The sequence below is a fragment of the Streptomyces sp. NPDC051578 genome, assembly GCF_044454045.1.
Lineage (GTDB): Bacteria > Actinomycetota > Actinomycetes > Streptomycetales > Streptomycetaceae > Streptomyces.
This window is the reverse complement of record NZ_JBITDH010000001.1, coordinates 325,930-349,661: the sequence shown is the minus strand read 5'-3', so window position 1 is coordinate 349,661 and position 23,732 is coordinate 325,930. Positions and strand designations below refer to the sequence as shown.

The following is a 23,732-nucleotide window of genomic DNA, read 5'->3' as shown; positions in this document are numbered from 1 at the left end:
CGCGCTCCGGCGAACCCGGCGGGTGAGGACGCGGCGCGGATACGGTCGAGACATGTCTGACTGTTACTCAGATGCGTGTCAGTGCGGGTTATGGCCGGTTGGGCGGAATCCGCTCATGATGCGCCCATGACACCCCATCTGACGCGCCGTCAACTGCTGGGGGCCGGCGCCCTCCAGACCGCCGCAGTCCTCGGCTTCACCCGTATCGGGCTCGGCTCCGCCGCCGCCGTCGAGCCGGCCGCCGCCCAGTACGCCCCCGCCATCGTGGTCGGATCCGGCTACGGGGCCGCCGTCGCCGCCCTGCGCCTGGGGCAGGCCGGAGTGCGGACCGTCGTCCTCGAAATGGGCCGGCTCTGGAACACCCCCGGGCCCGACGGCAAGGTGTTCCCCTCCACGTCCGCCCCCGACCAGCGCTCCATGTGGTTCCGCAACCGCACCGAGGCCCCGCTCGCCCAGTTCCTCTGGCTCGACGTGGTCAACCGCGACATCAACCCGTACCCCGGCGTCCTGGACCGGGTGAACTACGACGGCATGTCCGTGTACGTGGGACGCGGGGTGGGCGGCGGCTCCCTCGTCAACGGCGGCATGGCGCCCACCCCCCGCCGGTCGTACTTCACCGAGGTCCTGCCCCGCGTCGACGCCGACGAGATGTACGGCACGTACTACCCGCGCGCCCGCGCCATGCTCGGCGTCAACGACATCGACCCCGCCTGGTTCGAGTCCACCGAGTGGTACCGCTTCGCCCGGATCTCCCGCAAACACGCCGGCAACACCGGGCTCAAGACCACGTTCGTGCCCAACGTCTACGACTTCGCCTACATGCAGAGGGAGGCGGCCGGCACCGCCACCAGATCCGCCCTCGCGGGCGAGGTCATCTACGGCAACAACCACGGCAAGAAGAGCCTCGACAAGACCTACCTCGCCGCCGCCCTCGGCACCGGCAACGTCACCATCGAGACCCTCCAGCGCGTGGTCGCCGTACGCCGCGATCCCGCCGGGGGATACGTGCTGACCGTACGCACCATCGACCTCACCGGCCGCGTCACCCAGACCCGCGAACTCGGCTGCGCCCAGCTCTTCCTGGGCGCGGGCAGCCTCGGCACCACCGAGATCCTGCTGCGCGCCCGCGAGACCGGGGCCCTGCCCGAACTGGCGGAGGCGGTCGGCCGCGGCTGGGGCCACAACGGCAACATCATGACGGCCCGCGCCAACCACCTCTGGGACACCGTCGGCGCGAACCAGGCCACCATGCCCGCCCTCGGCATCGACGACTGGGACAACACGGCCAACCCCGTCTTCGCCGAGATCGCCCCGCTGCCCATGGGTTTCGAGCACTGGATCTCGATGTACCTGGCCATCACCAAGAACCCCGAACGCGGCCACTTCACCTACGACGCCGCCGCCGACGCGGCCCGGCTCAACTGGACCCGGGACCAGAACGCCCCGTCCGTGGCCGCGGCCAGGAACCTCTTCGACCGGGTCAACCGGGCCAACTTCACCATCTACCGCTACGACCTGTTCGGCGGCAACCGGGCCTTCGCCGACGACTTCACCTACCACCCGCTCGGCGGCTGCGTCCTCGGCGAGGCGACCGACGACTACGGCCGCGCCAAGGGCCACCCGGGCCTGTACGTCGTCGACGGCTCGCTGATCCCGGGCTCGCTCGGAGTGAACCCGTTCGTCACCATCACCGCCCTCGCGGAGCGGAACATGGCGCGGATCCTGGCGGAGGACCCGCGCTGAGCGCCCGGCCCGGACCGGTCCGGGGGCACCCTGATCCGCGCCCGGCCACCGGGCCGGAGTACCGGGCCGAGGACGGCGCGGTCGCCCGCCGGGGCCGTACCGCGGCTAGCCCCGGTACAGGGCGTCGATCTCGTCGGCGAAGTCCTTCGCCACCACGCTGCGCTTGAGCTTGAGGGACGGCGTGATGTGGCCGGACTCCTCCGTGAACTGGGAGGCGAGGATACGGAACTTCCGCACCGATTCCGCCTTGGAAACCGCCGCGTTGCCGTCGTCCACGGCCTGCTGGACGGCGGCGACGAGGTCCGCGTCCTCGCGCAGTTCCGCCGCCGTCACCCCGGCCGGCTTGCCGTGTTCCGCGGCCCACCGGCCGAGGAACTCCTCGTCGATGGTGACCAGGGCGGCCACGAACGGCCTCGCGTCGCCGACCACCATGCACTCGGCGACGAGCGCGTGGGCGCGGATGCGGTCCTCGATCACCGCGGGCGCCACGTTCTTGCCGCCGGCGGTGACGATGAGTTCCTTCTTGCGCCCGGTGATCGCCAGGTAGCCGTCCTCGTCGAGGGTGCCGACGTCACCGGTGTGGAACCAGCCGTCGGACAGCGCCTCGGCGGTCGCCGCCTCGTTCTTCCAGTAGCCCGTGAAGACGTGCTCGCCGTGCACCAGCACCTCGCCGTCGTCGGCGATGCGCACCACCGAGCCCGGCAGCGGCTGGCCGACCGTACCGATCTTCGTGCGGTCCCACGGGTTGAAGGCGGTGGCCGCGCAGGACTCGGTCAGGCCGTAGCCCTCCAGGACCGTGAAGCCGATGCCGCGGAAGAAGTGGCCGAGCCGCTCGCCGAGCGGGGCGCCGCCGGAGATCGCGTACTCGCCGCGCCCGCCGAGGACGGTGTGGAGCTTGCTGTAGACCAGCTTGGTGAAGAGCTTGTGCTTGAGCCGCAGCCCGAAAGACGGGCCGCCCGGGGTGTCCAGGGCGCGGCTGTAGGCGATGGCCGTCTCGGCCGCCGCGTCGAAGATCTTGCCCTTGCCGTCGGCCTGGGCCTTGGCGCGCGCCGAGTTGTAGACCTTCTCGAAGACGCGCGGCACTCCGAGGATCAGCGTCGGCTTGAAGGACGCCAGTTCGTCGGTGAGGTTCTTGATGTCCGGTACGCAGCCCAGGCGGATCGGCGCCAGCACGGACGCCACCTCCACCAGGCGTCCGAAGACGTGCGCGGCCGGGAGGAAGAGCAGCACGGAGCACTCGCCGGTGCGGAACAGCGGGCTGAGGCGCTCCACGACGTTGCCGCACTCCGCGAAGAAGTTGCGGTGCGTCAGCACGCAGCCCTTGGGGCGGCCGGTGGTGCCCGAGGTGTAGACGATGGTGGCCGTGTCGTCGGCGTTGGCGAGCGAGCCGCGCCGGTCGACCTCGGCGTCGGAGACCTCCGCGCCCGCCGCCTTGAGCGTCTCGAAGGCGCCCTGCTCGATCTCCCAGACCTCGCGCAGCTCCGGCAGCCGGTCGCGCAGCGCGGCCACGGCCTCGCTGTGCCCCGGGCTCTCGACGATCACCGCGGCGGCGCCGGAGTCCCCGAGGATCCACTGGATCTGCTCGGCGGAGCTGGTCTCGTACACGGGGACGGTGATGGCGCCCGCGCTCCAGATCGCGAAGTCGAACAGCACCCACTCGTAGCGGGTGCGGGAGATCAGGGCGACCCGCTCCCCGGGCTCGATGCCCGCCGCGATCAGGCCCTTGGCCGCGGTGCGGACCTCGGCGAGGAACTCCGTCGCCGTGACGTCCTGCCACCGGCCGTCGACCTTGCGGCTCATGACGGCGGTGTCGGGATGCTGGGCGGCGTTGCGGCGGATGAGATCCGTCAGGTTCCCGTCCGACGGGACCTCGTACAGGGCCGGAAGGCTGAACTCGCGCAAGACTGCTGCTCCTCTGGGCGCCATCGCCACCGTGTGGACCGACCGGACGTTACCCACCGGTAGTGGGTTCACGATAGGGGGAACCGGCCAGATGTTCCGTGCGTCACACGACGCGGCGGTCCCCGGCCGACAGTAGTCGACCCCGCCGACGACCCGGAAGTAACCGCAGGTCCGGCCGCCTGCCGGGGTGCCCCTACCCGAGGAGCCCAGGCGCCCCTAGGGTGGCGGCATGAGTGGCGGGAAGAGTCGTACGCGGGTCCACGTCGTCAGCGACGTCCACGGCAACACGGAGGCGCTCGCGCGGGCCGGGGACGGCGCCGACGCGCTGATCTGCCTCGGTGACCTCGTCCTGTTCCTCGACTACGCCGACCACTCGCGCGGGATCTTCCCCGACCTCTTCGGCGTCGAGAACGCCGACCGGATCGTGGAGCTGCGCACCCAGCGGCGGTTCGCGGAGGCCCGCGACTTCGGGCGGACGCTGTGGGCCGGGCTGGACCGGGAGCGGCTGATCGAGGGCGCCGTCCGGCGCCAGTACGAGGAGATGTTCGCCGCGTTCCCGAGCCCGACGTACGCCACGTACGGCAACGTCGACGTCCCGGGACTGTGGACGGAGTACGCCGGCCCCGGCACCACCGTGCTCGACGGCCAGCGGGTGGAGATCGGCGGCCGCGTCTTCGGCTTCGTCGGCGGCGGGCTGCCGACGCCGATGCGGACGCCGTACGAGGTGGACGTCGAGGAGTACGCGGCCAAGGTCGAGGCGCTGGGCGAGGTGGACGTGCTCTGCTCGCACATCCCGCCGGAGGTGCCGGAGCTCTGCTACGACACGGTGGCCCGGCGGTTCGAACGGGGCAGCGAGGCGCTGCTGGCGGCGATCCGCAGGATGCGGCCGAGGTACGCGCTCTTCGGGCACGTGCACCAGCCGCTGGCGCGGCGGATGCGGATCGGCGGCACGGAGTGCGTGAACGTCGGCCATTTCGCGGCGACGGGACGGCCGTGGGCGCTGGAGTGGTGAGCGCGGCCCGGTGGGCGCCCGCGCGGGGAGGCCCCGCAGCGGCGGGGTCTTGAGGCGGCCGGGTCTCGAAGCGGCCGGGTCTTGAAGCGGCGGGGCACTGGAGTGGCGGGGTCCGCACGCGCGGTAGCCTTCACCCGGCGGCCGGAGGCCCCCACACACTTGTCGAACTCCCCGGAGGAGCGACCGCGATGGCGGAACACACCAGTTCGAGTATCACGATCGATGCGGCCCCGGCCGACGTCATGGCCGTGATCGCCGACTTCGCCCGCTACCCGGAGTGGACCGGAGAGGTGAAGGAGGCGGAGGTGCTCGCCACCGACGCCCAGGGCCGCGCGGAGAAGGTCCGGCTGCTGCTCGACGCGGGAGCGATCAAGGACGACCACACGCTCGCCTACACCTGGAAGGGCCCGGACGAGGTCAGCTGGACGCTGGACAAGTCGCAGATGCTGCGCCAGCTCGACGGCTCCTACAAGCTGGCACCGGTGGACGGCGGCACGCGCACCGAGGTGACGTACCAGCTGACCGTGGACGTCAAGATCCCGATGCTCGGCATGATCAAGCGCAAGGCGGAGAAGGTCATCATCGACCGCGCCCTGGCGGGCCTCAAGAAGCGCGTCGAATCCGCCTGACCACTCGTCGGGCCCGGTCCGGCCCGACCGCCCGTCAGAGGTCCGGGGTGTGGGGCGGAGCCCGGCTCCGCGCAGCCGCAGACACACGACCCGGAGTACCCGCACCATGCACACACTGCTGATCACCGGACCCGGCGGGGCCGGACGGACCACCGTGGCCGCCGTCACGGCGGTCGCCGCCGCGCGGGACGGGCGGCGCGTGCTGCTGCTGTCCGGCGACCCCGGCGATCCGCTCGCCGCGCTGCTCGGCCAGGACGTGCCCGGGGTGCGGGTCGCGCGGATCGACTCCGCGGAGGAGTTCCGGGCCGAACTCGTCGCCCTCCAGGAGCGCGGCGCCGCCCTCCTCGGCATGCTCGGCAGCCGGCCCCTGAGCGCCGAGGAACTCACCGAGCTGCCCGGCGCCGAGCAGTTCGCGCTGCTCCGAGCCCTGCGGCGGGCGGCTGCCGCCCCCGACACCGATCTGGTCGTCGTGGACATGCCCCCGCTGCACCAGACGGTGACCACCCTCGCCCTCCCCGCCCAGCTGCGCCGCTACCTGGCCCGGCTGCTCCCCGCCGAACGGCAGGCCGCCCGCGCCCTGCGCCCCGTACTGGCCCAGCTGGCCGGGGTGCCGATGCCCGCCCGGTGGCTCTACGAGGCCGCCGCCCGCTGGGACGAGGAGCTGGCCGCCGTCCAAGCCGTCGTCGAGGCCCCCACGACCGAAGTCCGGCTCGTCGCCGAGCCCGGCCCCGCAGCCGACTCCGCGCTGCGCAGCGGCCGCCTCGGGCTGGCCCTGCACCAGCTGCCGGCCGGGTCACTCGTCGCGAACCGGACCCTGCCGCAGGACTCCGCCGACCCCTGGCTGGCCGGGCTCGCCGCCCAGCAGGAGAAGTACGCCGCCCAGTGGGCCGCCGAGCTGCCGCTGATCCCGCTCCCGCACCTCGGACGGGGCCCCGAGGGCCCGGAGGACACGGCCCTGCTCGCCGCCTCCGCCCCCGGCCTCGCCCCGGCCGCCGGCGCGCCCCGCCCGGCCTGGGCCGTCGAGGACCGGCGCGCCGAGGACGGCGTACTCGTCTGGGCGATCCCGCTGCCCGGCGCCCGCAAAGCCGACCTCGACCTGGTCCGGCGCGGGGACGAGCTGCTCCTGGCGGCCGGCCCCTACCGCAGGATCGTTCCGCTGCCCTCGGCGCTGCGCCGCTGCACCGTCTCCGGAGCCGCTCTCACCGACGGGGTGCTCCGCGTCCGGTTCACCCCGGACCCGCAGCTGTGGCCCCGCGCGCGCTGATACCCGTACCGCCGTTCGGGTACCGTCGAAGGTAGCCCGTACCGCACATAACGCAGCCGCCGCAGGAGTGTCCGCCATGAGCGAGGCCACCGACCGCACCACCGACGACGACGCCTGGGCCAGGGCCTGCGCCGAGGACCTCGCCGCCGAGAAGGAGCGCCTCCGCGCCGAGCGGGGCGCCGCCGGGGACGACGGGTCCCGCGGCGGGACCGGCACCGCCGCCGAGGAGCTGTTCAAGCTCTTCGAAGCCGTCGCCGACAAGGTCTCCGCCCTGAACAACCCGCTGTTCGGCGCCGCCGCCCAAGGCGCGGTGCGCCAGTTCGTCGACCAGGCCAAGACCGCCGTCAAGCCCGTGGTCGAACGCAACCCCGAGGTCTTCGACCACCTCGCGGCCGCCGGCTCCGAGCTGCTCGCCGCCTACCGCTCCGCCGTCGAGGGCCACGAGCGCCGCTGGACGCAGCAGCGGCCGGCGGCCCCGCACGCCGCGGACGACCCGCGCCGCGACGGCGACGACGGGGACACCGGGCCCGGGCCGGCCGAGCACATCGATCTCGACTGAACCTCCGCCGGGCTCGGGTACGGTTGGCCGTGGCGGGGCTTGACCGGAAACCGAGGGACTAATGGGACTCACCATCGGCGTCGACATCGGCGGCACGAAGATCGCGGCCGGCGTGGTCGACGAAGAGGGCACCATCCTTGAGACGTACAAGGTGCCCACCCCGCCGACCCCGGACGGCGTGACCGACGCGATCTGCACCGCAGTGTCCGAAGTCAGCAGCAGCCACACCATCGACGCCGTGGGCATCGGCGCCGCGGGGTACGTGGATGACAAGCGCGCCACCGTGCTGTTCGCCCCCAACATCAACTGGCGGCACGAGCCGCTCAAGGACAAGGTCGAGCAGCGCATCGGCCTCCCCGTCGTCGTCGAGAACGACGCGAACTGCGCGGCCTGGGGCGAGTACCGCTTCGGCGCCGGCCAGGGCCACGACGACGTCATCTGCATCACCCTCGGCACCGGCCTCGGCGGCGGCATCATCATCGGCAACAAGCTGCGGCGCGGGCGCTTCGGCGTCGCCGCCGAATTCGGCCACATCCGGGTCGTACCGGACGGCCTGCTGTGCGGGTGCGGGAGCCAGGGCTGCTGGGAGCAGTACGCCTCCGGGCGCGCGCTGGTCCGGTACGCGAAGCAGCGCGCCAAGGCCACGCCCGAGAACGCGACGATCCTGCTCGGGCTGGGCGACGGCACCCCCGAGGGCATCGAGGGCAAGCACATCAGCCAGGCGGCCCGGCAGGGCTGCCCCGTGGCCGTCGACGCCTTCCGCGAACTGGCCCGCTGGGCGGGCGCCGGCCTGGCCGACCTGGCCTCGCTCTTCGACCCGTCGGCGTTCATCGTCGGCGGCGGCGTCTCCGACGAGGGCGACCTCGTCCTCGACCCGATCCGCAAGTCCTTCAAGCGCTGGCTGGTCGGCGGCGCCTGGCGTCCGCACGCGCAGGTGCTGGCCGCGCAGCTCGGCGGCAAGGCCGGAATGGTCGGCGCGGCCGACCTGGCCCGCCAGGGCTGAGCGCGACCGACGTACGCCGCTGCCCGCCGCGCCCCCTGGGGGAGCGGCGGGCACCTGCGTAGGGTGGGGCGGCATGGAGCTGCCTTCGCTGTCGGCCTCGCTGCCGAAGTCCCGTACGGAGCCCGACGGCTGCGCCGTGATCCGGGTGCTCAGCTACAACGTGCGCTCGCTGCGCGACGACGAGGAAGCGCTGGTCCGGGTGATCCGGGCGTGCGAGCCGGACCTGGTGTTCGTGCAGGAGGCGCCGCTGTTCTTCCGGTGGCGCAAGCATGCGGCGCGACTGGCCGCCAAGTGTGACCTGGTGGTGCTGAGCGGGGGCGGGAGCGCCGCCGGTCCGCTCCTGCTCTGCTCGCTGCGGGCCTTCGTGGAGCGCACCGAGGACGTGCTCCTCCCGCTGACGCCGGGGCTGCACCGGCGGGGGTTCGCGACGGCGGTCGTACGGTTCGGGACGGCGGTGCGGGTGGGGGTGGTCAGCGCGCACCTGTCGCTGGACGCGCGGGAGCGGGCGGCGCAGGCGGAGATGCTGCTGGAGCGGGTGCGGTCGCTGGACACCCCGTACGCGATCGCGGCGGGCGATGTGAACGAGACCCCGGACGGGGCCGCCTTCCGGCGGCTGGCGTCGCAGATGCAGGACGGCTGGGCGGTGGCGCCGTGGGGCGGGGAGCACACGTTCTCCCGCTCGGGGGAGCCGCGCCGCATCGACGCGGTGTTCGCGTCGCCGGGCGTGGAGGTCCTGGGCTGCGGCGTCCCGCTGCCGCTCCCGGGCGTCACCCGCGCCGACCTCCAGGCGGCCACCGACCACCTCCCGGTCCTGGCGGCCCTGCGCCTGCGCCCGACTCCTCTTTGACGCGCCGCTCGCACGTCTCGGCGCCAGGGCGCCTCGACGGCTTCGCACCGCTGCGGCGAACTCCGTCCGCCGGGGGCCTCGCAGCGGGCCTGTGCGCGGCGCCGCTGCGCCAGCGCCCCCGGCTGCGCCGGGCTCCATGGGGCTCGCCCCACATTCCGCGCCTCCCTCGGCGGCGAGGCTGATTGCGTGCGCAATGGCTGCGCAAGCGGCCTCGGCTGCGCCGAGTTGGGGCCGGGCTGGTGCCGTGATCGTCGGCTGGGCTGGATCGTGCGGTCCTGCTGCGCAAGAGTCCCCCCGGGGCCGCCCCGTACCGCGCCTCGGACGCCGGCGGGGTCGAGGTGTGCCGGCGCCTGCGCCATGCTGCCCCGGGGGGCATTGGCCGCAGCGGCGGGAAGCCGTCGAGGCGCCGGGGCGGCGAGGGGTCAGACCACCGCGCCGCGGCCCGGGTCGTCGGGCTCGTCGTCGTCGTGGGCCATGCGGGCCACCAGGGTGGCGAAGCCGCCGAGGAAGCCGCCGATGCCGAGGGTGGTCAGCCACCAGGTCATCTCCCACTGCAGCAGCACCGCGAGCAGCAGCAGGACCGGGCCGCCCACCACCGCCAGCCAGGCGAACTTGGCCGTGGTGTCGGCCGGCGGGAGTTCGGGTTCCGGCGGGATGAAGTGGCCCTCGCCGTCGCCGTCCTCCGGCTCCGCCGGGGTGTGGTCGCGGGGGCCCGGGGGCGGGGACAGGGTCACGCCCGGGGCGAAGACCACCGAGCCGCCCAGGGGCTTGTCCGGCTCCGGCTCCGGCTCGGGCTCCCGCTCCGGCTGGACGTCCTCCTCGGGCAGCATCAGGTTCTCGACGGGCCGGTACGGTCTGGATCCCGGCGGGTCCGGCGGTTCCTGCCCGTACCCGGCGACGATCGCCGCCCACGCCGCCTCCTCGTCCAACGGGGGCACGCCCCCGGACGACTCCTCGTGCTCAGCCACCGCTGGCCGCCCCCTCCCTGCCGACGCTCTTCGCGAGCCGCCCCACGAACGCATAGCTGTCCGCGAAGATCCGCTCCGCGTCATGGTCCAACGTCGCGACGTGGTAGCTCTGTTCCAGCAAGGTCTCCGTCACGTCCGTGGACGAGATGCGGGACAGGATCCGCGCCGAGTCCACCGGCGGTACGACGTGGTCCTGCGGGCTGTGCAGCAGCAGCACCGGCTGGGTCACCTGCGGCAGTTCGGCATCGACCAGCCGGAAGAAGCGGCGCAGCGAGTGCGCGGCCCGCGTCGGCACCCGGTCGTACCCGACCTCCACCGACCCCGGCTTGGCGATGTCGCTCGCGATGCCGGGCGTCGAGCGGATGAAGTGCTGCGCCACCGGCAGGGCGAAGGCCAGCGGGTCGTGCACCTTGTTGGCGGGGTTGACCAGCACGAGCCCGCTGATCGACTCCCCGTGCTTCGCCGCCAGCCGCAGGCTCAGCGCCCCGCCCATCGACAGCCCGAACACGAACACCTGCTCGCACCGGTCCGACAGCTCCCGCAGCGCGCGGTCGACCTCGGCGTACCAGTCCTGCCAGCCCGTGAGCTGCATGTCCTGCCACCGCGTCCCGTGCCCGGGCAGCAGCGGCAGCGATACCGTCAGCCCCCGCTCGGCCAGGTACTCGGCCCAGGGGCGGAGCGACTGCGGGGAACCGGTGAAGCCGTGGCAGAGAAGCACGCCGACCGGGCCGCCCTCGTGGCGGAACGGCTCTGCTCCAAGGAGGACGGGCACCAGGGACTCCTTTGTAGGGGCGGGGGGTACGAGGGGTACGTAGCGCTGTGTGACTTCACCGTACGCGACCGCGGTGACACCGACCAGGGTCGTCGGGCCGCTGCTGCGGCGGCCAGGGGTTAAGGTCTGTTCGACAGACACAGGAAGGCTTTCGAGTTGATCTACGGCGCAATGAAGTTCTCCATCGGCGGTTCACTGAAGCTTGCTTTCAGGCCGTGGGTGGAGGGCCTCGAAAACATCCCCGCGGAGGGGCCGGCGATCCTCGCGAGCAACCACCTTTCCTTCTCCGACTCCTTCTTCCTGCCGGCCGTGCTGGACCGGAAGGTGACCTTCATCGCGAAGGCGGAGTACTTCACTTCCCCCGGGGTCAAGGGCAAGCTGACGGCCGCCTTCTTCAAGGGCGTCGGCCAGCTCCCGGTGGACCGTTCCGGCGCGCGCGGGGCCGGCGAGGCCGCCATCAAGAGCGGCATCGAGGTCATCGAGCGCGGAGAGCTGTTCGGTATCTACCCCGAGGGAACGCGTTCACCCGACGGCCGCCTCTACCGCGGCAAGCCCGGCGGGCTGGCCCGGGTCGCGCTCGCGACGGGCGCCCCGGTGATCCCCGTGGCGATGATCGACACCGAGAAGATCCAGCCGCCCGGCAAGGTGGTGCCCAAGCTGATGCGCCCGGGCATCCGGATCGGCAAGCCGCTCGATTTCAGCCGCTACCGCGGCATGGAGAGTGACCGCTTCATCCTCCGCTCGGTGACCGACGAGGTCATGTACGAGATCATGAAGCTTTCCGGCCAGGAGTACGTGGACATCTACGCGACGGCCGCCAAGCGGCAGATCGCCGACGCGGAGAAGGCCGCCAAGGCGGTCAAGGAGTAGGAACGGGCGGGGGCCCCGGCGCCCGCCCGCGCGGGGGGTGGTGGGGGAGATGGCGAAACGCGAGCGCGTCGTGCGCATGTCGGTCGAGCAGCCGCTGTGGCGCGCCCTGACGGTCTACCGGCTCCTCACCATGGTCTACGCGGTGCTGCTGTTCGCCTCCGCGTACAAGGAGTTCCCGCGGCCGGCGGTCGCGGTGGGCTACCTCGCCGTGCTCGCCGTCTGGACGCCGGTCACCTACCGCAGCGTTGCGAGCGCCACCCGCTGCACCAAACGGTTCCTCGGCGCCGACCTCACCGTCGCGCTCGCCGGCATCCTGCTCACCCCGCTCGCCGACACCCATGCGCGGATCGCGGCCGGAGGTCCCACGCTCCCCAGCATCTGGACGGCCGGTTCGGTCCTCGCCTTCGCCCTCAAGGGCGGCTGGCGCTGGGCCGGTCTCGCCTCCACGGCCGTGGCCGTCGCCAACATCGTCATCCACGGCGGCGACCCGACCCGCGACACCCTGCACAACGTACTGCTGGTCTGGGTCGCCTCCATCGCCATCGGCTACGTGGTCGAGGTCGCCCGCGCCAGCGAGGCCACCCTCGCCCGGGCGCTGGAGATCGAGGCCGCGACCCGCGAGCGCGAGCGCCTGGCCCGCGACATCCACGACGGGGTCCTCCAGGTACTCGCGATGGTGCAGCGGCGCGGCACCGAACTCGGCGGCGAGGCGGCCGAACTCGGCAGGATGGCCGGAGAGCAGGAGGTGGCGCTGCGCACCCTGGTCTCCAGCGGGCTCGTGCCCGCCTCCCGGATCTCCCGGGACCAGTCGCTGGGCGCGCTCGTGGACGCCTACGAGGTCGAGGAGCCGGGCGCCGACGAGGGCGAGCTGGACCTGCGGACCCTGCTCGCCCCGCACGCCGGGTCCCGGGTGAGCTTCGCCGAGCCGGGCGGTCCGGTGCCGCTGCCCGCGCCCGCCGCCCGCGAGCTGGCGGCGGCCGTCGGGGCCGCCCTCGACAACGTGCGCAAGCACGCGGGGGAGGGGGCCCGGGCCTGGATCCTGGTCGAGGACTGGGGCGACGAGGTGATCGTCACCGTTCGCGACGACGGCCCCGGCATCCCGGCCGGCCGGCTCGACCAGGCGGAGGGTGAGGGCCGGATGGGAGTGGCGCTGTCGATCCGGGGCCGGCTGCGGGACCTCGGCGGCACCGCCGAGCTGGTGTCCGTCCCCGGACAGGGCACCGAAGTGGAACTGAAAGTACCGAGGGGGAGGACCCAGTGACCGAGCCGAACGAGATCAAGGTGATGGTCGTCGACGACCATCCGATGTGGCGCGACGCGGTCGCCCGCGACCTGGCCGCCGCCGGCTTCGACGTCGTCGCCACCGCCGGGGACGGCCACGAGGCCGTCCGCCGGGCCGTGCCCGCCGCCCCCCACGTGCTGGTCCTCGACCTCAACCTGCCGGGCATGCCGGGGGTGCAGGTCTGCAAGGAGCTGGTCGGCGCCGACCCGGCGCTGCGCGTCCTCGTCCTGTCCGCCAGCGGCGAGCACGCCGACGTCCTGGAGGCCGTCAAGTCGGGTGCGACGGGATACCTGTTGAAGTCGGCCGGCGCCCAGGAGCTGATCGACGCGGTCCGCCGCACCGCGGCCGGCGACCCGGTCTTCACCCCGGGCCTCGCGGGCCTGGTCCTCGGCGAGTACCGGCGCCTGGCCACCGACCCGGCGCCGGCCGCCGCCGAAGGGCCGAAGGCCCCGCAGCTCACCGAGCGGGAGACCGAGGTGCTGCGGCTCGTGGCCAAGGGGCTGTCGTACAAGCAGATCGCGGAGCGGCTGGTCATCTCGCACCGCACGGTGCAGAACCACGTCCAGAACACCCTGGGCAAGCTCCAGTTGCACAACAGGGTCGAGCTCGTCCGGTACGCCATAGAGCGCGGTCTGGACGACGCGTAACGGCGGTCGTACGTCGTACTTACGTCCTCGTACGAGTGAACGGGCGTACGCAACGCCCCGTGATTCCACCGGAATTGACGCGTCCGAGCCCCTGGTTGTGACCTGAGTCACCACTAGCGTGGCCGTCATGCGGGCCCCGCGCCCCCAGCGGGCCCTGTGGCGAAGGGAAATTCCATGAAGGTCGGAGTGCTGACGGGCGGCGGCGACTGCCCGGGGCTCAACGCGGTCATCCGGGGCGTCGTGCGCAAGGGCGTCCAGGAATACGGTTACCGGTTCACCGGGTTCAAGGACGGCTGGCGCGGGCCGGTCGAAGGGGACACCGTCCCGCTCGACATCGCCGCGGTACGCGGCATCCTGCCGCGCGGCGGGACCATCCTCGGTTCCTCGCGCACCAACCCGTTCAAGCAGGAGGACGGGGTCCGCCGGATCAAGGAGAACCTCGCCAAGTACGAGGTCGAAGCCCTCGTCGCGATCGGCGGCGAGGACACCCTGGGCGTGGCGGCGCGGCTGTTCGAGGAGTACGGCGTCCCCTGCGTCGGGGTGCCGAAGACCATCGACAACGACCTGTCGGCCACCGACTACACCTTCGGCTTCGACACCGCCGTCGGCATCGCCACCGAGGCCATCGACCGGCTGCACACCACGGCCGAATCCCACATGCGGGTCCTGGTCGTCGAGGTGATGGGGCGCCACGCCGGCTGGATCGCCCTGCACTCGGGCCTGGCGGGCGGGGCCAACGTCATCCTCATCCCCGAGCAGCGCTTCGACATGGACAAGGTCTGCGCCTGGGTGACCTCCCGCTTCAAGTCGAGCTACGCGCCGATCGTGGTCGTCGCGGAGGGCGCCATGCCCAAGGACGGGGAGATGGTCCTCAAGGACGCCACGAAGGACTCCTTCGGACACGTCCGGCTTTCGGGCGTCGGCGAGTGGCTGGCCAAGGAGATCGAGGCGCGGACCGGAAAGGAGGCCCGTACGACGGTGCTCGGCCACATCCAGCGCGGCGGCACGCCCAGCGCCTTCGACCGCTGGCTCGCCACCCGCTTCGGGCTGCACGCCATCGACGCGGTGCGCGACGGCGACTTCGGCAAGATGGTCGCCCTCAAGGGCACCGACATCGTCCGGGTCCCGATCATCGAGGCCACCTCGAAGCTCAAGACGGTGGACCCGGCGCTGTACGAGGAGGCGGGCGTCTTCTTCGGCTGACGCGCCGCGACGGCGCCCGGTCGGGGGGCGGGGGGCCGGCCCCCGCCCCCGACGGGCCCTGCGCCCGGCCTCCCCGCCCCCGACGGGCCCTACGCCGGGGCGCCGGCGCGGACGGACGACAGGAGGCCGGCCAGCAGGTGCGCGCCCCGCAGGGTCAGGACCGACTCCGGGTGGAACTGGACCCCCGCGAAGCCCGACGCCGAGCGCAGGGCGTGCACCTCACCGCTCGCGGGGTCCCGGGCCACTTCGATCCCGCGGCCCGAGAGCCGCGCCGCGTCGGCTGCCGAGCACCGCGCGGTGTACGTGTTGTAGAACCCGACCACCTCAGGCACCCCGAACAGGTCGATCCGCGTCTGCGCCCCTTGGGCCGGCTCCGCCTTGCGCACCAGCGGCAGCCCCAGCTCGGCGGCCAGCAGCTCATGGCCCAGGCAGACGCCGAGCAGGCCGCCCCGGTGGCCGGCCAGCAGGTCCGACGCCAGGGCGCGCAGCATCCGCATCTTGGGGTCGGCGGCGTCCGCCGGGTTACCGGGGCCGGGACCCAGTACGACCGGGCCCGCCCAGGCCAGGGCCGCCGCCCGCAGCCCCGGGTCGTCGAAGCGGCGTACGGTCACCTCCAGCCCGGTCACCCGCAGGACGTGGGCCAGCATCGCCGTGAACGTGTCCTCCCCGTCCACGACCAACGCGTGGCCGGAGCCCCCCGCGGGCCGCTCCTGCATCCGCAGCCAGAACGGGGCCAGGTCCTCGCGCCGGGCGGCGAGGGCCGCCTGCACGCGGGGGTCGGCGCCGAGTCCGGCCGTCGCGGGCGCCGGCCCGGGCGCGGCCGGGCGGACCCCGAGGGCCGCCAGCACGCCCGCCGCCTTGGCGTGGGTCTCGGCCACCTCGCCCGCCGGGTCGGAGTGCCGCACCAGCGTCGCCCCGACGGGCACGCGCAGGGTCCCGTCCGGCGCGATGTCGGCGGTGCGGATCAGGATGGGGGAGTCCAGGGTCTGCGCCCCGGCGCCGTCTCGGCCCAGCAGCGCGAGGGCGCCCGCGTAGTAGCCGCGGCCGCCGCTCTCGTACCGCTCGATCACCCGGCAGGCGTTCTGCACGGGCGAGCCGGTCACCGTCGCCGCGAACATCGTCTCCCGCAGCACCTCCCGAACGTCCAGCGAGGAGCGCCCTCGCAGCTCGTACTCGGTGTGCGCGAGGTGCGCCATCTCCTTGAGCCGGGGCCCGACCACGACACCGCCCATGTCGCCGACCGTGCACATCATCTTGAGTTCCTCGTCGACCACCATCGACAGCTCCTCGGTCTCCTTGCGGTCGCCGAGGAACGCGAGGAGGGACTCGGCCGTGGGCCCCCCGGCCGGGTAGCGGTACGTCCCGCTGATCGGGTTCATCACCACGGTCCCGCCGGACATCCGTACGTGCACCTCCGGGCTGGCGCCGACCAGCGTGCGCTCCCCGGTGTGCACCACGTACGTCCAGTACGCGCCCCGCTCGCCCAGCAGCAGCCGCCGGAACAGGGCGAGGGCGTCCGCGCGCCCGAATCCGTCGATCCGCCCCCCGTAGGTGCGCCGGATGACGAAGTTCGCGCCCTCGCCGCGCCCGATCTCGTCCCGGATCACCCGCTCCACCGTGGCGGCGTACTCCTCGTCGGGGACGTCGAAGCCGCCGCCCGCGACCCGCACCGTGTGGTCGGGCAGCGCGTCCAGCGCCTGGGCGAGCGGGACCTCGTAGGCCTCCTCGGCGGCCAGCACGCTCAGCGGGGTCCCGTCGTCGCGCACGTCGAACCCGCGCTCGCGGATCTGCCGGAACGGCACCAGTGCGAGGGTCGGCAGCTCCCGTACGGGCAGGTCGGCGAGGCGCTCGGCCTCGTGGACCGGGCCGATCAGCACCTCGACGGTGTCGTGGTCACGGCCGGGCGTGCGGCGGCGCAGCAGGGCGAACGGTGGGCAGGACTCGTCCAGCAGGCGGCTGAGGTCCTCGGTCATGGGGTGGGCGTCCTTCCGGAGTGAGGGGCGCCCCCCGCGTCCGAAAACGCCGAAGGCCGCCCCTCGGGGCGGCCTTCGTGTCGCTCGTTGCGTTCAGGTACGCGCGAGGAGTGGGCCGCCGGGAGCGGGCCACCACCAGTTCTGGTTCGAGTGCGCGTACATGCCGCCGACCCTAACCCACGCCCCTCCGGAGGCGAAGCCTCCGCACGGCGCCGCCCCCATCCGCAGACACTCGTCTCACGGAGTGGGCATCGGGCTGGACGTTCCCCGTGACGACGTAATGTGTACGAGGTGACCGTGAACGCTGAAACCCACGCCCACGCCGCCAAGGCGGCCTGGCGAGACCTTCCCGCGGCGCAGCAGCCTTCGTACCCCGATGCCGAGGCACTGCGCGCTGTCGTCGCGGACCTCGAGTCGTATCCGCCCCTCGTTTTCGCGGGCGAGTGCGACCAGCTGCGCGCCCGTCTGGGAGCCGTCGCCAAGGGCGAGGCGTTCCTGCTCCAGGGCGGCGACTGTGCCGAGGCCTTCGACGCCGTATCCGCCGACCACATCCGCGCCAAGCTCAAGACGCTGCTCCAGATGAGCGCCGTCCTGACGTACGCGGCCTCCGTGCCCGTCGTCAAGGTCGGCCGCATCGCCGGCCAGTACTCCAAGCCGCGCTCCAAGGACACCGAGACCCGCGACGGCGTCACCCTGCCGACCTACCGCGGCGACTCCGTCAACGGCTTCGCCTTCACCGAAGAGGCCCGGATCCCGGACCCCGAGCGGCTCAAGCGGATGTACCACGCGTCCGCGTCGACGCTGAACCTGGTGCGCGCCTTCACCACCGGTGGTTACGCCGACCTGCGCCAGGTGCACGCCTGGAACCAGGACTTCGTGCGGAACTCCCCGTCCGGGCAGCGCTACGAGCAGCTCGCGCGGGAGATCGACAACGCGCTGAACTTCATGAAGGCCTGCGGCACCGACCCGGCCGAGTTCAAGGCGGTGGAGTTCTACGCCTCCCACGAGGCGCTGCTCCTGGACTACGAGGGTGCGCTGACCCGCACCGACTCGCGGACCGGCAAGCTGTACGACACCTCCGGCCACATGGTCTGGATCGGTGAGCGCACCCGCCAGCTGGACCACGCGCACATCGAGTTCTGCTCGCAGATCGCCAACCCGATCGGCATCAAGCTCGGCCCGACCACCACCGTGGACGAGGCGCTGACGTACATCGACCGCCTGGACCCCGAGCGCGAGCCGGGCCGGCTGACCTTCGTCGTCCGCATGGGCGCCGACAAGGTCCGCGACAAGCTCCCCGCGCTGGTCGAGAAGGTCACGGCCTCGGGCGCGACGGTCGCCTGGGTCACCGACCCGATGCACGGCAACACCTTCGAGGCGGCCTCCGGCCACAAGACGCGCCGTTTCGACGACGTGCTCGACGAGGTCAAGGGCTTCTTCGAGGTCCACAAGGGCCTGGGCACCCACCCGGGCGGCATCCACGTCGAGCTCACCGGTGACGACGTCACCGAGTGCGTGGGCGGCGGCGACGAGATCTTCGTCGACGACCTGCACCAGCGCTACGAGACGGCCTGCGACCCGCGGCTCAACCGCAGCCAGTCCCTGGACCTGGCGTTCCTCGTCGCGGAGATGTACCGCGACCAGTAAGGGCTCGTGAGCGGGCCGTGAGTGGCCCGTGACGGTGGGGCGCGGATCGATGTGATCCGCGCCCCACTGTCGCATCCGGGTCTTTTAGGGCACCCTCACCTTAGGTACGGTTAGGTAAGCCTCACCGAATAGGAGTGGCTGTCCGACCCAGTCCACTCCGGGAGGTGAACCGCGTGTACGTCTGCTCGTGCTTCGGGATCACCGACAAGCAGGTCAAGGAACACGCCGAGGCCGGGGCCTGCACCCCCCGGCAGATCGCCTCGGCCACCAAGGCCGGCACCGACTGCGGCTCCTGCGTCCGCACCATCCAGGGCCTCCTCGGCCGCGGCGCGTGCCCGCGGCGCGAGCTGCTCGACACGGGCCGGGCGGCGGCCGTCCTCGCCGCGGAGCCCGTACTCGCCGCGGAGCCCGTACTCACCGCGGAGCCCGCGCTCACCGCCGGGCCGGTGCTCGCCGACGTGGCCTGACGGCCCGGACGGCTTCCGCGCGGGTCTCAGCCCTCCGGCTGCTCGATCTGCTGCGCGATGTACAGCGGCTCGCCGATGCTCTCGATGAGCTCCAGCTGTGTGTCGAGGTAGTCGATGTGGTGTTCCTCGTCGGCCAGGATCTCCTCGAAGAGGCGCGCGGAGGTGACGTCGCCCTTGCCGCGCATGACCTCGATGCCGCGCCGAAGGCGGTCGATCGCCTCGACCTCGACCTGCCGGTCCGCCTGGAACATCTCCGTCAGGGTCTGGCCGACGCGCACGTGGAAGAGGCGCTGGTAGTTGGGCAGCCCGTCGAGCATGAGGATGCGCTCGGTGATCTTGTCCGCGTGCTTCATCTCGTCGATGGACTCGGCACGGGTGTAGTGGGCGAGCTTCGTCCAGCCCTTGTTGTCCTGGATGCGGTAGTGCAGCCAGTACTGGTTGATGGCCGTGAGCTCACCGGTCAGCTGCTCGTTGAGGAACTCAAGGACCTCGGGGTCGCCCTGCATCGAGACGGCTCCTTCCAGGCAGTGTCAGCTTGTGACTGGGCAGTGCGCGCATCCTTCCACCGTCACCCAGGGCCGTCCAGTAAGTGCCTCCTTAGTCGGAGTTGCCGTGACTTGTCGGAATCGGCCGGGGGCGGTCATGACCACCCCACGGCGTCTGTCACCATGGAGGCATGGGTCAGCCGGTGGGCCGGGAATTTCCGGGAGCAGAGCAGTCCGAGCTCCCTCCGGGGCAGCGGTTGCAGCGGGGCTGGCCGGTCACCCACTACGGGCCGGTGCCCAAGTTCAAGCCCGACCGCTGGGAGTTCCGCGTCTTCGGGGCCACGGCGGACGGGGACAAGCACTGCTGGAACCACGAGGAGTTCACGGCCCTGCCGTTCGAATCGGTCGTGGCGGACCTGCACTGCGTGACGAAGTTCAGCATGCCGGGGGCCGAATGGGGCGGGGTGCTCGCGCGTACCGTCCTGGAACTGGCCCCGCCGGCGCCGCAGGTCACGCATGTGATGGTGTGGGCCGAGTACGGGTTCAGCTCGAACATGCGACTGGCTGATTTCGCCTCCGAGCGGACCGTCTTCGCCACCCACCAGGGTGGCGAACTCCTGACCGCCGAGCACGGTTTCCCGCTGCGGCTCGTGGTGCCGCACCTGTACGCCTGGAAGGGGCCCAAGTGGGTCCGGGGCGTGGAGTACATGACCGCCGACCGGCGGGGCTTCTGGGAGGAGCGGGGGTACCACAACATCGGCGACCCCTGGCGCGAGCAGCGCTACTCCTATCAGGAGGAGCCGGGCGACGGGCCCGAGATATAGGCCCAGCCGCCCTGCCGTTCTGCCGGGGCCCGCTCAGTGGTGGTACTGGTGGACGACCGCGTGGCCCTTGCCGCGGCCGATCATCCACTTGTTGACCGGGGTGGTGACCACGAAGGCGAGCGCGAGGGAGAGCGCGAGCGCCGCCCAGAACAGCGCCTCCGAGAGGTGGGCGTCCATCGCGCCCGGCCACACGGCGATCACGCCGTTGTCGATCAGCTCCATGACGGCGATGGAGAGGGTGTCGGCGGCCAGCGCCACCCGGACGGCCGTACGGAGGTCCACTCCCGCGCCGAGGATGCCGCGCAGGGTGAGCGCGTAGCCGAAGAAGAACGCGAGGACGATGGCCGCGATCATCGTGGCCAGGTTGCCCCAGCCGAGCGCGGTGCCGATGATCATGCCGAGTACCTCGCCGATGGCGCAGCCGGTGAGGCAGTGGAGGGTGGCCTTGGCGGCCATGGCCCAGGTGACGGGGCCGTTGTGGCCACCGTGGCTGCCGTGACCGTTGTGGCTGCTGTGGTGCTCGCCGTGCTCGCGGTGCTCGTGGCCGCTGCGGTGCTCGCGCTGCTCGGCGTCGCCGTGGTGCTCGTGGCCGGCGTGCGCCTCGTGGCCCGTGTGTGCCTCGTGGTCGGCATGCCCGTGGTGTGAGTGGTTCATCGCAGCCCCCTGGCAACGTCGGATCGCGGTCCTGCGGATAGCAGAACCGTATACCCCCCAGGGGTATTCCCCAACGCTTTATGCGTGGGCGCCGCGCAGCTCCTTCAACAGGGCCACGTCCGCGGCATGCCCCTCCTTGCCGCCCGGCGTCTCGATGATCAGCGGCACACCCTCCATCGCGGGGTGCGAGAACAGCTCGCCGAACGCCTCCCGCCCGATGTGGCCCTGGCCGATGTTCGCGTGGCGGTCCTTGTGGGCGCCGACGCCCTCCTTGGAGTCGTTCGCGTGGATCAGTTTGAGCCGGCCCTCACCCACCGTGTCCACCAGCAGGTCCAGCGTCTGCTTGACGCCGCCCGGCTCCGCCAGGTCGTGCCCGGCCGCGAACACGTGGCAGGTGTCCAGGCAGATGCCGAGCTTCGGGTGGTGGTCGAGGGCCTCGAAGTACGGGCCGAAGTCCCAGGTGCGCGAACACAGCGAGGAGCCCTGCCCGGCCGTGGACTCCAGCAGCAGGAACGGGTCGTCGTCGTGCGTCAGCTCCTCCAGCAGCGGCAGCATGTACTGCCTGACCTGCGCGTACGCCGCTTCGCGCGGACGCCCGCCGGTGGCCGAGCCGGTGTGCACGACCACCCCGAGCGCCCCGATCGCGCGGGCGCGGCGCAGCGAGTGCCGCAGGGACTCCACCGACTTCTCGACGGTCGCCCCGGTGTGGGAGGCGAAGTTGATCAGGTACGGCGCGTGGACGTAGGCCGGAACGGACCCGGCCGCGCACTGGGCCCGGAACAGCTCGTCCTGCGCCGGATTGCCGGCCGGGGTGGCCCAGCCGCGCGGGTTGGCCACGAAGACCTGGACGGCCTCGGCGCCCATCTCACGCGCGTACGTCAGGCCGACCGAGGCCAGTCCGCCGGCCACGGGGACGTGCCCGCCCACCGGGTTGCGGCGCGCCGCGCGCTGCCCGGCCCTGTCGTCGGCGTCCTGGTCGGCGTGCACTCACAGCCCCTTGGTGCGGATGATGATCAGGCTGCCTTCGGGGGCGCTCTGGCCGCCGGGCACCGACTGCGCGTCGATGGTGTTGCTGAAACCGAAGAACGGCCGCTCCACCTTCACCTTGAAGCCCTGGGCCTCCAGCGCCTTGCGGGCCACGTCCGCCTCCTGGCCCGTCACGTTCGGCACCGGCACCTGGCGCGGGCCCTTGGACACGGTGAGCGTCACCGTGTCACCCGCCGCGGCCTGGGTACCGGCGGCGGCCGACTGGTTGGCGACCGTACCGGCGGGGGAGGGGGAGTTGACCTGCTCGGCCGCCGTCTCCACCTTGAGGCCGAGGTCCTGGAGGGCGACGCGCGCCTGTTCCACGGGCTGACCGGCCACGTTCGGGACCTGGACCGGGCGGCCCTTGCTGACGACGATGGCCACCGCCGTGTCAGGGGCCCGCTTCTGCCCGCCCTCCGGGTCGGTGGTGATCACCGCGCCCTGGGGGACGTCCTGACTGAATGCCTGGGTCACGATGCCGGGCGCGAGACCGGCCGACGCCAGCTCCGCCTTCGCGGCGTCCAGGGTCTTGCCCTTGAGCGCGGGCACGCTGACGATCTCGGGTCCGCGGGAGACGGTCAGCGTCACCGCGCCGTTGCCGCGGATGCGCTTGCCGCCCTGCGGGTCGGTGTTCATGACCGTGCCGCGGTCGAAGGCCTCGCTGAACTTCCGGTCGACCCCCTTCACACCGAGACCGGCCGCCGACAGCTCGGAACGGGCCTGCTCCTCCGTCTTGCCCAGGAGGTTCGGCACCTTCGTGAACTGGCCCGAGTTGATGTACCAGACGCCCGCGCCGAGACCGAGGGCCAGCAGCACCCCGGCGATGACCAGGTACAGGCCGCGCGGCCGGGCCCGGCGGCGGGACGGCGCCGCGGGCGGCGGGGGAACCGTCAGGCGGGAGGTGTGCTGGACGGGCTGGGCCGCCGCCCCGGCGACGGGCCGGGGGATCACGCTGGTGCGGTCCTCGCTCGCGGCCCGTTCCCCCGGGTGCGCCTGCGGCGGTACGGCGTCCAGCTCGGCCTCGCTCAGCGCGGCGCGGGCCTCCAGCGTCAGGCCCAGCAGCGCGGCGGCGTCGGCGGGCCGCAGCTGCGGATCGCGTGCGGTGGCGCGGGCGACGAGCGCGTCCAGGGAGGCGGGCAGCCCGGGGACGGCGGCCGACGGCGGCGGGACGTCCTCGTTGAGGTGCTGGTAGAGCACCTGGGCGGGACTGCCGCCGGTGTGGGGCTTGGAGCCGGTGAGCATCTCGTAGAAGACGACGCCGCAGGCGTAGACGTCCACGCGCGTGTCGGTGACGCCGTTCTCGATCTGCTCCGGGGCGAGGTAGGAAACGGTGCCGAGGACGGAGCCGGTGGTGCTGGTGACGGTGTCGACGCTGCGGACCAGGCCGAAGTCGGCGACCTTGACCCGGCCGTCGTCGCCGATCAGGACGTTCTCGGGCTTCATGTCGCGGTGGACGAACCCGGCCCGGTGCGCGGCGCCGAGCGCGGCGAGGACCGGTTCGAGGATGTCCAGGGCGGCCCGCGGCTGGAGGGCGCCGCGCTGGCGGAGCACGTCGCGCAGGGTGCAGCCGGAGACGTACTCCATGGCCAGGTACGTGTACGGGCCGTCCGTGCCCTGGTCGAAGACGGCGACGACGTTGGGGTGGGCGAGGCGGGCCACGGACTTCGCCTCGCGGATGAACCGGTCGACGAAGGCGGCGTCCGCGGCGAGGGCCGGGTGCATCACCTTGAGCGCGAGGACGCGGTCGAGGCGGGTGTCGAGGGCGCGGTAGACCGTGGCCATGCCGCCGGCCGCGATGCGGGCGTCGATGCGGTAGCGGCCGTCGAGCGTCTGCCCGACGATGGGGTCGTCCAGGGTCGTGTCCACCCGGGGATTCTACGAGCCGGCCCGTCCGGGCCGTCCGGGGAGCCCACACTTGCAGCGCAGCCGTGACAAGGGCGCCCCGTACGGCCCCG

General features: G+C 72.6%; 22 protein-coding genes. 14 read left to right on the top strand and 8 right to left on the bottom strand.

Annotated features, from left to right (window positions below):
- The first annotated feature begins 126 nt into the window (after positions 1-126).
- Positions 127-1,743 carry a GMC oxidoreductase gene (locus ACIA6C_RS01600; RefSeq protein WP_399272149.1) on the top strand — a complete coding sequence of 539 codons (1,617 nt, stop codon included), beginning with the start codon at positions 127-129 and terminating at the stop codon, positions 1,741-1,743.
- A 105-nt stretch (positions 1,744-1,848) separates the two neighbouring features.
- On the opposite strand, the gene ACIA6C_RS01595 is transcribed toward ACIA6C_RS01600, so the two are convergent.
- Positions 1,849-3,645: an AMP-dependent synthetase/ligase gene (locus tag ACIA6C_RS01595; protein ID WP_399272147.1), complete on the bottom strand. Its 1,797-nt coding sequence runs from the start codon at positions 3,643-3,645 to the stop codon at positions 1,849-1,851.
- A 229-nt stretch (positions 3,646-3,874) separates the two neighbouring features.
- Here ACIA6C_RS01595 and ACIA6C_RS01590 point away from each other — a divergent pair, with 229 nt between their 5' ends.
- The 6 genes from ACIA6C_RS01590 (at position 3,875) to ACIA6C_RS01565 (ending at position 8,959) form a co-directional block, all read left to right on the top strand.
- Positions 3,875-4,657: a metallophosphoesterase gene (locus ACIA6C_RS01590; protein ID WP_361135683.1), complete on the top strand. Its 783-nt coding sequence runs from the start codon at positions 3,875-3,877 to the stop codon at positions 4,655-4,657.
- A gap of 188 nt (positions 4,658-4,845) precedes the next feature.
- On the top strand, positions 4,846-5,286 hold the full coding sequence (locus ACIA6C_RS01585; RefSeq protein WP_361135686.1) for an SRPBCC family protein: 441 nt from the start codon (positions 4,846-4,848) through the stop codon (positions 5,284-5,286).
- A gap of 106 nt (positions 5,287-5,392) precedes the next feature.
- Complete coding sequence (locus ACIA6C_RS01580; protein ID WP_399272145.1) at positions 5,393-6,550, top strand: ArsA family ATPase; 1,158 nt, start codon at positions 5,393-5,395, stop codon at positions 6,548-6,550.
- 76 nt (positions 6,551-6,626) lie between these two features.
- On the top strand, positions 6,627-7,109 hold the full coding sequence (locus ACIA6C_RS01575) for a DUF5304 domain-containing protein (protein WP_399272143.1): 483 nt from the start codon (positions 6,627-6,629) through the stop codon (positions 7,107-7,109).
- A 61-nt stretch (positions 7,110-7,170) separates the two neighbouring features.
- Positions 7,171-8,112, top strand: coding sequence for an ROK family glucokinase (locus tag ACIA6C_RS01570; RefSeq protein ID WP_361135695.1), 942 nt, complete (start codon positions 7,171-7,173; stop codon positions 8,110-8,112).
- A gap of 73 nt (positions 8,113-8,185) precedes the next feature.
- Positions 8,186-8,959, top strand: coding sequence for an endonuclease/exonuclease/phosphatase family protein (locus ACIA6C_RS01565; RefSeq protein ID WP_399272140.1), 774 nt, complete (start codon positions 8,186-8,188; stop codon positions 8,957-8,959).
- Positions 8,960-9,381: 422 nt separating this feature from the next.
- Here ACIA6C_RS01565 and ACIA6C_RS01560 read toward each other — a convergent pair whose 3' ends face one another.
- Complete coding sequence (locus ACIA6C_RS01560) at positions 9,382-9,981, bottom strand: hypothetical protein (RefSeq protein ID WP_399272138.1); 600 nt, start codon at positions 9,979-9,981, stop codon at positions 9,382-9,384.
- Positions 9,920-10,699, bottom strand: coding sequence for an alpha/beta fold hydrolase (locus ACIA6C_RS01555; RefSeq protein WP_361135704.1), 780 nt, complete (start codon positions 10,697-10,699; stop codon positions 9,920-9,922). The genes ACIA6C_RS01560 and ACIA6C_RS01555 overlap by 62 nt, the downstream gene beginning before the upstream one ends.
- A 171-nt stretch (positions 10,700-10,870) precedes the next feature.
- Between ACIA6C_RS01555 and ACIA6C_RS01550 the strand changes: the two genes are divergently transcribed.
- From ACIA6C_RS01550 to ACIA6C_RS01535, 4 genes are all read left to right on the top strand, one after another.
- Positions 10,871-11,569: a lysophospholipid acyltransferase family protein gene (locus tag ACIA6C_RS01550; RefSeq protein WP_329202132.1), complete on the top strand. Its 699-nt coding sequence runs from the start codon at positions 10,871-10,873 to the stop codon at positions 11,567-11,569.
- Positions 11,570-11,618: 49 nt separating this feature from the next.
- Positions 11,619-12,830, top strand: a complete 1,212-nt coding sequence (gene macS, locus ACIA6C_RS01545) for a MacS family sensor histidine kinase (RefSeq protein ID WP_366083311.1) — start codon at positions 11,619-11,621, stop codon at positions 12,828-12,830.
- 23 nt (positions 12,831-12,853) lie between these two features.
- Positions 12,854-13,498 (top strand): response regulator transcription factor, encoded by a 645-nt coding sequence (locus tag ACIA6C_RS01540; protein ID WP_366083312.1) that lies wholly within the window; start codon positions 12,854-12,856, stop codon positions 13,496-13,498.
- A 174-nt stretch (positions 13,499-13,672) separates the two neighbouring features.
- Positions 13,673-14,701, top strand: coding sequence for a 6-phosphofructokinase (locus ACIA6C_RS01535; protein WP_399272136.1), 1,029 nt, complete (start codon positions 13,673-13,675; stop codon positions 14,699-14,701).
- 89 nt (positions 14,702-14,790) lie between these two features.
- On the opposite strand, the gene ACIA6C_RS01530 is transcribed toward ACIA6C_RS01535, so the two are convergent.
- Positions 14,791-16,674: an anthranilate synthase family protein gene (locus ACIA6C_RS01530; RefSeq protein WP_399272134.1), complete on the bottom strand. Its 1,884-nt coding sequence runs from the start codon at positions 16,672-16,674 to the stop codon at positions 14,791-14,793.
- Between the two features lie 291 nt (positions 16,675-16,965).
- Between ACIA6C_RS01530 and ACIA6C_RS01525 the strand changes: the two genes are divergently transcribed.
- Positions 16,966-18,321, top strand: coding sequence for a class II 3-deoxy-7-phosphoheptulonate synthase (locus ACIA6C_RS01525; RefSeq protein ID WP_361135715.1), 1,356 nt, complete (start codon positions 16,966-16,968; stop codon positions 18,319-18,321).
- Positions 18,322-18,494: 173 nt separating this feature from the next.
- Positions 18,495-18,788, top strand: coding sequence for a bacterioferritin-associated ferredoxin (locus ACIA6C_RS01520; RefSeq protein WP_399274420.1), 294 nt, complete (start codon positions 18,495-18,497; stop codon positions 18,786-18,788).
- A 26-nt stretch (positions 18,789-18,814) separates the two neighbouring features.
- Here the strand turns inward: ACIA6C_RS01520 and bfr are convergent, their stop codons facing one another.
- A complete protein-coding gene (gene bfr / locus ACIA6C_RS01515; protein WP_361135720.1) occupies positions 18,815-19,294 on the bottom strand; it encodes a bacterioferritin in 480 nt (159 codons plus the stop codon).
- A 170-nt stretch (positions 19,295-19,464) separates the two neighbouring features.
- Here bfr and ACIA6C_RS01510 point away from each other — a divergent pair, with 170 nt between their 5' ends.
- On the top strand, positions 19,465-20,097 hold the full coding sequence (locus ACIA6C_RS01510; protein ID WP_361135723.1) for a sulfite oxidase-like oxidoreductase: 633 nt from the start codon (positions 19,465-19,467) through the stop codon (positions 20,095-20,097).
- 33 nt (positions 20,098-20,130) lie between these two features.
- Here the strand turns inward: ACIA6C_RS01510 and ACIA6C_RS01505 are convergent, their stop codons facing one another.
- From ACIA6C_RS01505 to pknB, 3 genes are all read right to left on the bottom strand, one after another.
- Positions 20,131-20,751, bottom strand: coding sequence for a DUF4396 domain-containing protein (locus ACIA6C_RS01505; protein ID WP_399272131.1), 621 nt, complete (start codon positions 20,749-20,751; stop codon positions 20,131-20,133).
- A 78-nt stretch (positions 20,752-20,829) separates the two neighbouring features.
- Positions 20,830-21,738 carry a deoxyribonuclease IV gene (locus ACIA6C_RS01500; protein ID WP_366081812.1) on the bottom strand — a complete coding sequence of 303 codons (909 nt, stop codon included), beginning with the start codon at positions 21,736-21,738 and terminating at the stop codon, positions 20,830-20,832.
- The gene (pknB, locus tag ACIA6C_RS01495) at positions 21,739-23,643 is read right to left on the bottom strand and encodes a Stk1 family PASTA domain-containing Ser/Thr kinase (RefSeq protein WP_399272129.1); all 1,905 of its coding nucleotides are present in this window, start codon (positions 23,641-23,643) and stop codon (positions 21,739-21,741) included. It abuts the gene before it with no gap.
- Positions 23,644-23,732 lie beyond the last annotated feature (89 nt).

Bases quoted from the DNA above. Each gene is read 5' to 3' on its own strand.
- ACIA6C_RS01530 (WP_399272134.1), bottom strand. From the start codon at position 16,674: ATGACCGAGGACCTCAGCCGCCTGCTGGACGAGTCCTGCCCACCGTTC.
- ACIA6C_RS01600 (WP_399272149.1), top strand. From the start codon at position 127: ATGACACCCCATCTGACGCGCCGTCAACTGCTGGGGGCCGGCGCCCTC.
- ACIA6C_RS01505 (WP_399272131.1), bottom strand. From the start codon at position 20,751: ATGAACCACTCACACCACGGGCATGCCGACCACGAGGCACACACGGGC.
- ACIA6C_RS01570 (WP_361135695.1), top strand. From the start codon at position 7,171: ATGGGACTCACCATCGGCGTCGACATCGGCGGCACGAAGATCGCGGCC.
- ACIA6C_RS01580 (WP_399272145.1), top strand. From the start codon at position 5,393: ATGCACACACTGCTGATCACCGGACCCGGCGGGGCCGGACGGACCACC.
- ACIA6C_RS01590 (WP_361135683.1), top strand. From the start codon at position 3,875: ATGAGTGGCGGGAAGAGTCGTACGCGGGTCCACGTCGTCAGCGACGTC.
- ACIA6C_RS01560 (WP_399272138.1), bottom strand. From the start codon at position 9,981: ATGCGTTCGTGGGGCGGCTCGCGAAGAGCGTCGGCAGGGAGGGGGCGG.
- ACIA6C_RS01510 (WP_361135723.1), top strand. From the start codon at position 19,465: ATGGGTCAGCCGGTGGGCCGGGAATTTCCGGGAGCAGAGCAGTCCGAG.
- ACIA6C_RS01550 (WP_329202132.1), top strand. From the start codon at position 10,871: ATGAAGTTCTCCATCGGCGGTTCACTGAAGCTTGCTTTCAGGCCGTGG.
- ACIA6C_RS01575 (WP_399272143.1), top strand. From the start codon at position 6,627: ATGAGCGAGGCCACCGACCGCACCACCGACGACGACGCCTGGGCCAGG.
- bfr (WP_361135720.1), bottom strand. From the start codon at position 19,294: ATGCAGGGCGACCCCGAGGTCCTTGAGTTCCTCAACGAGCAGCTGACC.
- ACIA6C_RS01535 (WP_399272136.1), top strand. From the start codon at position 13,673: ATGAAGGTCGGAGTGCTGACGGGCGGCGGCGACTGCCCGGGGCTCAAC.
- macS (WP_366083311.1), top strand. From the start codon at position 11,619: ATGGCGAAACGCGAGCGCGTCGTGCGCATGTCGGTCGAGCAGCCGCTG.
- ACIA6C_RS01540 (WP_366083312.1), top strand. From the start codon at position 12,854: ATGGTCGTCGACGACCATCCGATGTGGCGCGACGCGGTCGCCCGCGAC.
- ACIA6C_RS01585 (WP_361135686.1), top strand. From the start codon at position 4,846: ATGGCGGAACACACCAGTTCGAGTATCACGATCGATGCGGCCCCGGCC.
- ACIA6C_RS01565 (WP_399272140.1), top strand. From the start codon at position 8,186: ATGGAGCTGCCTTCGCTGTCGGCCTCGCTGCCGAAGTCCCGTACGGAG.